1 protein-coding gene is annotated in these 631 nt (G+C 55.2%); it reads left to right on the top strand.

Going from position 1 to position 631, the window contains the following annotated elements; translation table 11 throughout:
• The first annotated feature begins 113 nt into the window (after nucleotides 1-113).
• Nucleotides 114-599, top strand: a complete 486-nt coding sequence (locus DI396_RS16365) for a hypothetical protein (RefSeq protein WP_235851920.1) — start codon at nucleotides 114-116, stop codon at nucleotides 597-599.
• Nucleotides 600-631 lie beyond the last annotated feature (32 nt).

Below are 631 nucleotides of genomic sequence, written 5' to 3'. Positions count from 1 at the left end.
TGCATTAACGGGTTCTACAATCCGCGCCGCCGACACTCAGCATTAGGCTGGAAAAGCCCGGTCGCTTTTGAACGGAAAGTGGCTTAAACGAGCACTTGGAGCGGCACAAAAGCGTGACAGGTCCACTCAATAGCGATGGTGGGGAGAAGCGGCTGAACGTAGCTATTACTCGCGCTCGGCAAGAGTTGCACATCTTTGCCTCGGTTCGTGCGGATCAGATCGATTTGACCCGCACAAAGGCGCTTGGCGTAAAGCACCTTAAGGGTTTCCTGGACTTTGCCACGCGTGGCCCAGTAGCACTTCCTTCGCAAGACGATGGCTCGCTCGGCCCTGTGGAGAACGTCTTTGAGGCGGCCATCAAAGCGGCCATCGAGGCGAAGGGTTGGGAACTACGACCACAAATTGGCGTCTCAGGCTTCCGTATCGACTTGGGTGTCGTGCATCCGGATCATGCGGGCGTCTACCTTGCAGGGATCGAATGCGACGGCGCCACCTATCACGGCTTGAAGTGGTCCGGCAAAACAGGACAGCGTGCTAAGATGTATCCAACCTTGAAGACAGGATACACAAATGACCAAGAGACGCAGTTTTTCAGATAATTTTAAGGCCACGGTAGCGCTTGAGGCGCTTC

The organism is Litorivita pollutaquae (assembly GCF_003205515.1).
In the GTDB taxonomy this organism is placed as follows: Bacteria; Pseudomonadota; Alphaproteobacteria; order Rhodobacterales; family Rhodobacteraceae; genus Litorivita; species Litorivita pollutaquae.
The sequence above is the reverse complement of the archived record's forward strand: the minus strand, read 5'-3'. Positions and strand labels throughout refer to the sequence as shown.